10 protein-coding genes and 1 pseudogene are annotated in these 8,283 nt (G+C 73.5%); 9 read left to right on the top strand and 2 right to left on the bottom strand.

The window, feature by feature from the left end; all coding sequences use genetic code 11:
• The 9 genes and pseudogenes from GT354_RS18495 to GT354_RS18455 all read left to right on the top strand — a co-directional run.
• Positions 1–879 (top strand): annotated as a pseudogene (locus tag GT354_RS18495) (hypothetical protein); the annotation flags it as partial.
• 80 nt (positions 880–959) lie between these two features.
• Positions 960–3,314 (top strand): hypothetical protein, encoded by a 2,355-nt coding sequence (locus GT354_RS18490; protein WP_161357402.1) that lies wholly within the window; start codon positions 960–962, stop codon positions 3,312–3,314.
• Between the two features lie 193 nt (positions 3,315–3,507).
• Positions 3,508–4,155 (top strand): hypothetical protein, encoded by a 648-nt coding sequence (locus GT354_RS18485; RefSeq protein WP_161357401.1) that lies wholly within the window; start codon positions 3,508–3,510, stop codon positions 4,153–4,155.
• Between the two features lies 1 nt (position 4,156).
• Complete coding sequence (locus tag GT354_RS18480; RefSeq protein ID WP_161357400.1) at positions 4,157–4,363, top strand: hypothetical protein; 207 nt, start codon at positions 4,157–4,159, stop codon at positions 4,361–4,363.
• The gene (locus tag GT354_RS18475; protein ID WP_161357399.1) at positions 4,360–4,929 is read left to right on the top strand and encodes a hypothetical protein; all 570 of its coding nucleotides are present in this window, start codon (positions 4,360–4,362) and stop codon (positions 4,927–4,929) included. The genes GT354_RS18480 and GT354_RS18475 overlap by 4 nt, the downstream gene beginning before the upstream one ends.
• An 88-nt stretch (positions 4,930–5,017) precedes the next feature.
• Positions 5,018–5,167, top strand: coding sequence for a hypothetical protein (locus GT354_RS18470; RefSeq protein ID WP_161357398.1), 150 nt, complete (start codon positions 5,018–5,020; stop codon positions 5,165–5,167).
• Positions 5,168–5,256: 89 nt separating this feature from the next.
• Entirely contained in the window at positions 5,257–5,433 is a 177-nt protein-coding gene (locus tag GT354_RS18465; RefSeq protein WP_161357397.1) for a hypothetical protein, read from the top strand.
• Between the two features lie 25 nt (positions 5,434–5,458).
• Positions 5,459–6,034 carry a hypothetical protein gene (locus tag GT354_RS18460; protein ID WP_346012072.1) on the top strand — a complete coding sequence of 192 codons (576 nt, stop codon included), beginning with the start codon at positions 5,459–5,461 and terminating at the stop codon, positions 6,032–6,034.
• Entirely contained in the window at positions 6,031–6,372 is a 342-nt protein-coding gene (locus GT354_RS18455; RefSeq protein WP_161357396.1) for a hypothetical protein, read from the top strand. The genes GT354_RS18460 and GT354_RS18455 overlap by 4 nt, the downstream gene beginning before the upstream one ends.
• Before the next feature lie 85 nt (positions 6,373–6,457).
• Here the strand turns inward: GT354_RS18455 and GT354_RS18450 are convergent, their stop codons facing one another.
• Together GT354_RS18450 and GT354_RS18445 are read right to left on the bottom strand one after the other, a co-directional pair.
• Positions 6,458–7,000: a GNAT family N-acetyltransferase gene (locus GT354_RS18450; RefSeq protein ID WP_161357395.1), complete on the bottom strand. Its 543-nt coding sequence runs from the start codon at positions 6,998–7,000 to the stop codon at positions 6,458–6,460.
• A complete protein-coding gene (locus GT354_RS18445) occupies positions 6,997–8,250 on the bottom strand; it encodes a hypothetical protein (protein ID WP_237535125.1) in 1,254 nt (417 codons plus the stop codon). Before GT354_RS18445 ends, GT354_RS18450 begins: the two co-directional genes overlap by 4 nt.
• Between the last annotated feature and the right edge of the window lie 33 nt (positions 8,251–8,283).

Genomic DNA, 8,283 nt, shown 5'->3' with positions numbered 1-8,283 from the left:
GGCGATCCGAAGGACACGGCGAAGCCCGCCGCGAAGAAGACCGCCGGGCGCGGCCGGCTGGGCCGACTGTGGGCGGCGATTCGCCTCGGGAAGCTGCGGGACTGGGTGGCCGGCCACTGGCAGGCCGCGTTCGAGGCGCGGGTCGCCAGGGTGCGCGCGGGCATGGCCTCGCGCCACGCCGGCCGGATGCTCCGCGTCTCCGCGCTCCGGTACTGGCTGCGCTGCCTGCTGATCACCTCCGCGACGATGCCGCTCGCGGTGGCCGGCCTCGCGGTCGGCGCGCTCACGCGCCTGTCGGGCTCGACCGCGCCGATCCACACCGGCCGACGCCTACGCAAACACCTGATCGACCGGGCGCGCGAGGCGCGCCTGGCCCGGGACGACGCCGTCGCCGACCAGCTCGACGTCTACGAGTACCAAGACTTCGACGACGACGCGTATCCGCCGGTGGCGGACACCGTCGTCGAGGCGCCGCGTCGAGGCGGCGCCGCACCCACCACCACCACGCAAGGAGCACGCGGCATGAGCGAGACCGGCGGATTCCCGTTGACCGAGATGTGCGAGGCGATCCAGGCGGCGGCCGCCGCCTGGGAGCCCTCGGGCGCGATGCAGGCCGTCGCGCTTACGGAGGCCATGCCCGAGGCCCTGGCCACCTTCGCCGGGGCATTTGCGGTCCTGGCGAACAAGGCCGACGAACGGATGCCGTTCCATTCGTCGGTCGCCGACGCCCTCGACGGCCTCCACCAGCTCCTGTTGCAGTCCGCGAGCGGCGCCGAGGACGTTCCCGCCCTGGTCCACACCCTCCACGCGGACGACATCGCCCGCCACCGCGAGCCCCGGCCCGGCGAGGAGATGTGGGACATCAGCAACAACGAGTGACCCCGGGCCCGGGGTGGGCCGCCCCGAACTCGGCCCACCCCACCCCGGCGACCACGCACCACACCGAGAAAGGGACCACCGTGACCAGCAGGAAGCCCACCGAGCGCGAAGAGCGTCGGGGCCGGGGACCGGAGTTGGACTGGGCCGCTCCGCACGGGCCGTTCACCGGCGCGTTGTCGGCGACGACCGGGTGCGCCGCGATCGCGCTGGCCGGAACCGCGGCCGGGATGCCGTGGATGGTGCCCGCCGCGATCGGCGCGGCCGGTGCCCTGGGGCACGGCATCGGGATGTCGCTGTGGCAACAGATGACCGCGATGACGATGCGCACCCGCGCCTGCTCCTGGCTCGCCGCCGGCGGCTGGACCTCCTGGGCGATCGCCGCCGGCCCGCTCTCGTGGGCCGCCGCCGGCAGCCTCGCCGCCCTGGGCGTGGGCGTGGGCGCCATGGCCACCACCTCCGCCGTGCACGAGGAAGCGGCCGAGAACGAGGTGATCGCCGAACAGGTCCGCCTGCTGGAGAAGGAAGTCGGGCGCGAGCGCGCCGAGATCGCCGCCGACTGGCACCAACGCATCGCCCGGGTGTGCGCGCTGCAGATCGAAAGCATCGTCGGAGTCGACCTGTGGGAGAACGGCGCCGGATTCTCCCTGGACCTGCAACTGCCCGCCGGGCCCCACACCCGCGCCAAAATCGTCAACCACCTGAAATCCCTGGCGATCGACGCCCGCCTGCCCAACGGCTGCACCGTCACCTACGCCGACGGCGCGGACCAGTCCCGCCTCGTCCTGAAGATCACCACCCGCAACATCATGGGCGACGTCGTCTCCTACCCGCTGCACGAAATCCACCAGCCGCTCAGCATCCTCACCGGCATCCCGTGGGGCCTGCTGCCCGACTCCCACCCGGTGATCGTCTACCTGCGCGAGGTCTGCGCGCTGATCCTCGGCACCCAGGGCAGCGGCAAGAGCACGTTCCTCGACTCGGTGATCGCCGGATTCCTGCGCACCACCGACGTGCTGGTGTGGGTGATCGACCTCAAGGACGGCAACGCTGGCCGGGCCTGGACGCGCCCGTACCTGGAGGCGCAGGGCCTGGTCGACGTCATCGGCGGCGTGCGGCCGCCGAGCGGCACCCGCCCGGGCGTCGACTGGCTCGCGGGCACCGTCGCGGAGGCGGACCGCATGCTCTCCGACCTGCTGCGCATCTACGGGGCCCGGCAGCGCGAGTACCAGGAACTGATGGCCCGCCACAACACGACGCTGTTGCCGGTGTCGGCCGCGATCCCGCAGATCGAGCTGATCATCGACGAGGGCATGCAGCTCTTGGCGATCGAGAAGACCCAGGGCAGCCCGGCCCGCAAGAAGCTGCGGACCATGCTGCTGGACATCATGGAGCTGTGCCGGGCGATGGCCATCCGCGTGATCCTCACCGCGCTCGACGGCAACGTGGCCTCCCTCGGCGACTCCTTCATCCGCAAGTCGGCGCCGGTCAACGTCGCGCTGACCGCCGCGTCGAGCACGTTGGCGCACGTGGACAAGATGTTCCCCGGTTGCAAGGTCGACTCCGACCAGCTCACCGCGCGCGGTTCGGGCGTGATCGGCGCCGCCACGCCCGAAGGCTTCGATCCCACTCCGTTCAAGGGATGGAAGACGACGCCGGACTTCGCTCGGGACGTCGTTCTGGCCACGAACGGGTGGCGCCCGCGCCTGGACATTCCCTCGATCGCCGCCACGCTCCACTACGCGGATCGCTGGAGCCCCGAGCGCGCAGGTTGGCTGTGGGCCAAGGGCACCGACGCCACCACCGTCCGCGCCGAGGGCACGACCACCGAGGCCAGCACGACCGCGACCCTCACCCGCCCCACCGACACCCCCGCCGGCGGCGGCCGCGGACTCAACCTCTCCGCCCACCGCGACCGCGACCAAGGCGGCGGCGGGGAGGACGCCGACGAACTCGCCGCGCGCCTGGTCGCCGAGATCGACGCCACCTACGGCACCACCGAGGAACCCGAGCGCCCCGAGCGCCCGACCGGGCTGAACTTGTCCGCCCACCGCGCCCGCCCCGAGGAACTGCGGCCCGAACCCGCTGACACCGAGGAACCCGCCGACACCGAGCCGCCGACCGAGCGGCCCGGCGAGCCGGCCCCGGAGCCGCTGGCCGGCCCGGACTGGCTCACCGCGTGGCTGACCCCCGCGCCGTCCTGGCTCACCCCCGCGCGGCGCCGGATGTACGAACTCCTCGCCGGGGTCGACGAGGACGGCATCTCGCCCAAGACGATGGCCGAACGCCTCACCGAGGAGGGGCTGCCGACCGTCCGCGAGACGGTGAGCTCCTGGTTCACCGAGGGCGTCCGCGAGGTCGACGGCGTGCAGTGCGGCGTCGTCGTCAAGCTCGGGCGCGGCCGGTACATCCTCAACCCCGGCCACCCCATCCTGTAACGCACCGTGATCGTGGTGCGTGGTACGTGGCCACCACGTACCACGCACTACGGACCCCGGACGGCCCTTCCATGCCCAAAACCGGGTCTGAGCTGCCCGGACCACGTACCGCACCACGCACCACGAACCACGGACCACACCACGCACCACGAGACGAGTCACGGAACGTGACCGCGAAAGGAGAGTCGTGAACATGACCGACATCGCGACCGGAGCCGCCCGGCTCCGCACCCTGTGGGCCGGCCTCGCCCCGCACGAGGCCGCCTACGTCAACTACGTCGCAGTGTGCAGCCCCGGCGCGCTGCGCGACATTGCCACCTACGCGGCGATGTACTCCCACGGCCCCGGCGCCGACGTCCTGGTCGGGCTCGCGACCGGCACGCACACGACCACCCGCGCCGAACTCGACGCGGTTCTCGCCGCGCTCGCGGAGGTGGCGGCCAATCCCGCCGCCCGCGACCCTCACCGCGCGCACTCCCTCGCCCTGCGCGACCTGCTCGTCCAGGACCTCGGTGAGTCCGGCGACACCGCGCAGGTCCGGGCCCTGTACCGCGAGCGGACCCACCTCCTGGCCGTGCTCGCCGGGATGTACGCGTCGGTGCTGGTCGAGTCCGCGCCGGACCTGCCCGAGTACGCGCTGCTGGTCGTGCGCCTGCCCACTGGCCAGATCACGCGCCACATCCACCCCCTGGACCTCGACCTGCTGACCCATGTCACGCGCGTCGCCCCGGACCACCAGCTCGCGCGGTGGGACGGCACCGACACGGCGACCAGCCACGACCGCCTCCGCGTCCTGGCCCGCATGCTCGTCACCGACGTGGACGAGGACGCGGGGGCCTGAGGTGACGGCCGACGCGTACCTGATGATCCGCTGCGACGCGCCCGCCGCCGCCTCGACCGACGGCCGTTGCGACACCGAGCACGGCTGGCCCGTCCGGGTCGAGACCCACACCGCGTTGCGTCGCCTGCTCGCCACGCGGGGCTGGCACCGGCTGGGCCGGCCCGCGCGAGACATCTGCCCCGACTGCTGGAAGGAAGGTCACCGATGACCGCCGCCACCCTTACCCGCCCGGCCCGGATCGTCTACACCGGGCGCGACGCCCGTATCCGCGTGCTGCTTCCCCGCGTGGTCGCCGCGATCCGCGCGGAGGGCCTGGACCTGCCCGACACGACGCTGTCCACGAAAATCGGACCCGCCAACCTCGACCGCGGGATGCTCGCCGCGGTGCGGATGGCCACCGGCCAGCACGACGGCGACCCGGTCCCGCCGACCACCCCGATCGGGCCCTGGGCCGCCGACCGCTCCGGCGGCGCGGTCACCACCCCGGCCTGGCGCGGCAGCGCGGAGATCGTCCTCGACCGCGCGATGACCGCCCGGATGCCCGAGGACGACGTGATCCGGCTGCTGGGCCACCACCTGGTGCACGCCGCACAACTGCACGCTGCGGGCCCGGCCTGGGTCGGCGCCGCCGCGCACCACATCGGGCTCAAGGCGCTCTCGCCGCAGTGGGTCGCGCGTCGGCGGGATCAGCTCGCCGCCGACGAACTCGCCGCGCAGGCCCTGGTCCCCGCGATCGCCGGTCGCGTCCGCGACGAAATCCCGACGCTTTTCTAGCTTCGCCCCAGAGCGGCCGTCCACTGCCAAGAAGCCGGCCGCCCTGGGCTCCCAACCAACCTCACGAGCCAGCAGGAGGGCTCCCATCATGCTCGTCTTCCTCGTCCCCGTCATCCTCGCCTGTGCCACGGTCACCGCCGATCCCTCGAAGGCCCCGTGCCGGAAGTGCCGGGCCGGGTGGCTCACCGGCCCCGGCGGAGTGCGCCGCCGCTGCAACCTGTGCAACCCCCAGCAGTAGGGCGACGGCCTCACTGCTCCCGGGCGCACGAACGCCCCCGGGGGCGGTGAGGGCGCCGCCCAGGGGCCCACGACCACGGGAGACCAGACATGGCATCCACAGCGAAGTTGTCCGAGCTGCGACCCGGCCAGAAATTCCGCGCCGGCGGCTATCAGTACCAGGTCACCGGTGCACCGTCCCGGATCCACGGCTACATGCACGTCCCGTGCGGGGGCTCGGTCTACAGCTCCGCCCAGGACGCCACCGTCGAGATCGTCGAGCCGTAGCACCCCACCACAGAAAGGCATCTCCGTGACCCACCGCCTGGCCCTCCTGGGCGTGCTCCTCGGCCTCTTCGACGGGCTGCACCCCACGCTCGACCAGTGGGCGCAGAGCAGCACGGACGCCCGCCTGAAATCGTTGCGGGGCGCGCACCTCGTCTACCGGGACGGAACCCCGGTGGGAGAGACGGACCACCGCGCCGGGCGTCGGACGACGACCGCGAGCGCGCTCGGACGTCGCAGTGTCGCCCGACACGTCGCCACGTACACCGCCGGCCAGGTCGCCGGCGCCGTCGCCGCCACCCGCCTCCTGGGCTACCGGATCCCGGGCCGAGCCCTGGTGGTCGGCGCCGCGATCAACGCCGGCACCCACCTCGTCATCGACAGGCGCGACCCACTGCTGTGGCTGGCAAGGGCGACGGGCAAGGGCGGCTACGTCGAGCACTGCACGGCCGCGCGCGTGGGCCCCGACGGGACCGTGCGCGCCGAAATCTCGGGGCCGGGCACCGCGCTTCTGGAACTCGACCAGGCCCTACACCGGGGGATCGGCGTCGTCGCCGCAGTCGCCACCACCTGGCTGGCCACCCGGCGCGGGGCACGAACGTGACGACGGCCGTTCGGCGCCGCTCGCGCGTCCACGGACAGCTCGACCTGTTCACGACACCGGCCCCCCGGCGCCGCGAACCGCAGCGCGCCGTTCGCCGCCCCGTCCGCGCGGACACCACGCCCCGCTGCGCGTGTGGGGAGCCTGCGATCGCGCGGGTCGTCATCGCCCGCGACCTCCTGAGCACCCCGTACGCCGCGCCCCGCGCCCGGGTGGCGTACCGCGCCGAACACGGCGTCTGGTACCCGCTCACCGGCGCTCGGCTCGCGTGCGAGCAGCACCGGGACTACTACCTCGCGATGTACCGCCACGAGGGCCACGTGCACGCCGTACGGCTCTGATCGGGGAACGAAGAGGCGGGCTCGACCCCATGGGGTCGAGCCCGCCTTCGCGTGTGGCCGTTTTCAAAACGGGTTGGCCGTGACGTTATTCGGCGTCGGGCCTGGATTCCGTCGGGCGGATCATGGCGCGGACCTTCGCGTCGTCGGGTACGCCCGGGGCGGCCTCGTACCCCCACGCCCGGTAGGTCGCGATCAGGCGCGGCCGGGCGGTGAGGACCCGCAGGACCACACGCTCCTCAGGCCGATCGTGCAGGAGTACGTCGTGCAGACGCCGCGCGAGGCCGGTCCCGCGCCACGCGGCCCGGACGCCGATCTCGGCCAGGGTGAACGTACGGGCCCCGTCCTCGCGGACCAGGTCGTCGTCGACGGGCAGGTGCGGCGCGGTCCGCGTCCACCAGTCCGTGTCTGCGGGCAGCGGCATCCCGTAGGCGTAGGCGACGGGTTCGCCGTCCCGGTACTCGATCACGCCCACCCACCCCGGCGAGGCGGTCTGACCGGCCAGGCGCTGGGCGAACGCGTCGTCGTCGCGCACGGGGTCGCCGGTGTACACGTCGCCGTACAACCGCACGAGCAGCGGCCGCGCCTCGGCGGCGTTGGCATGGGTGTATCGGCGCAGGTCCAGGGTCACTGGGTGCCTTCCTGTCGGCGGATCGAGTGGGTGTGCTCGCGCCAGGCGCGGGCCTCGGGGCTGCCGTGCGCGATCTGCGTCAGGCGTGTCCCGAAGCGGTGCAGGAGGAACGCGGTGCGGCCGTGCCGCGCCTCGGGGGCGATGGTGCGCGCGGACGCCACCGCAGCCTCGACGGCGCCCTGTTCGAGCTGGGCGCGCGCGAGATCGGCGATCGTGAGCGCGCTGTTGCGCACTATCCCGGGCCGGCGCAACGCGTTGCTGCGGTGCGCGTGGGCCTCGGCCTGCGGATACAGGCGCAACCGCATGCAGGCGAGCATCGACAGGCCCTCCAGCTCGGCCGAGTCGTAGAACGACATCCACGGCGGCCGGCCGGCGCCCGGGTCGGCGCGGGCGTACGCGTCGGCGGCCAGGCCCAGGCTGCGGCGGGTGGCGGCGACGTCGCCGAACGCGCCGTGCCCGACGGCGGAACGGGCGTGGGCGAGCGAGGCGTACAGCGGGTCGCGGCGGGCGATCGACGTGGCCCGGGCGACGTCCTGGGCGGCGAGCGCGTCCGAGGGGCGGCCGAACTGCCGGTACATCGCCCCCGCGTGGCCCCACACCCGATATTTGATCGTCGGGTCGCCGGAGAGTTCGGCCAGGGACACCGCGCGGTCCAGGTGCAGCATGGCGACGTCGGGGCGTTGGCCGTCGGCGGCCGCCCACATCGCGCTCGACGTCCCGGCGGCCGCGAGCCCGTACAGCCGGCCCCGCACGCGCTGGCTCGCGGTCCCGCGCTGCTGGAGATCGAGCGCCTGGTCGGCGAGGTCGAGCGCGGCCCGCTCCAGGGCGAGGGTGCCACCGCGTCGGTCGTCGGCGTCGACCAGCTCGGCGAGCCGATCCGCGAGGCGGCGCACGTCGGAGGTCCCGACCCGGTGCGGGGCGCCGAGCGCGGACGCGGCGGCGGCGCCGGTGGCGGTGGTGACGAACATGCGGCGGTCCACGTGATCGGCATCCTCTCGGGCGCTCCCACCCGCTCGGGGCACGAACCCCAGCGACGTGGCCGAACACCCGAATACTGCCTCCAACCCCCGGCGTTGACGCCCCTGGGGCCACCGCTGCCGCCCGGTGACCCACCTGCCGACCGTGCCCTCGGACACCGATCCGCGGCGACCGCAGAACCCCTGGATCTCCGTGTTGACCCTCTCGGCCAACTCCCGCTGGGTCAGGTCGAGGTCGCGCATCGCGCGTACCAGCGCCTCGTTGCCGCTCATGCGCCGCAAGGTAGTACTCGGGACAAACGACGC

This window comes from Streptomyces sp. SID3343, from assembly GCF_009865215.1.
GTDB lineage: Bacteria > Actinomycetota > Actinomycetes > Streptomycetales > Streptomycetaceae > Embleya.
Note: the sequence above shows the minus strand (reverse complement) of the source record. Positions and strands in the feature narration are given on the sequence as shown.

Excerpts from the sequence above, each read along its gene's own strand:
- GT354_RS18485 (WP_161357401.1), top strand. The coding sequence starts at position 3,508 with ATGACCGACATCGCGACCGGAGCCGCCCGGCTCCGCACCCTGTGGGCC.
- GT354_RS18465 (WP_161357397.1), top strand. The coding sequence starts at position 5,257 with ATGGCATCCACAGCGAAGTTGTCCGAGCTGCGACCCGGCCAGAAATTC.
- GT354_RS18445 (WP_237535125.1), bottom strand. The coding sequence starts at position 8,250 with ATGAGCGGCAACGAGGCGCTGGTACGCGCGATGCGCGACCTCGACCTG.
- GT354_RS18475 (WP_161357399.1), top strand. The coding sequence starts at position 4,360 with ATGACCGCCGCCACCCTTACCCGCCCGGCCCGGATCGTCTACACCGGG.
- GT354_RS18470 (WP_161357398.1), top strand. The coding sequence starts at position 5,018 with ATGCTCGTCTTCCTCGTCCCCGTCATCCTCGCCTGTGCCACGGTCACC.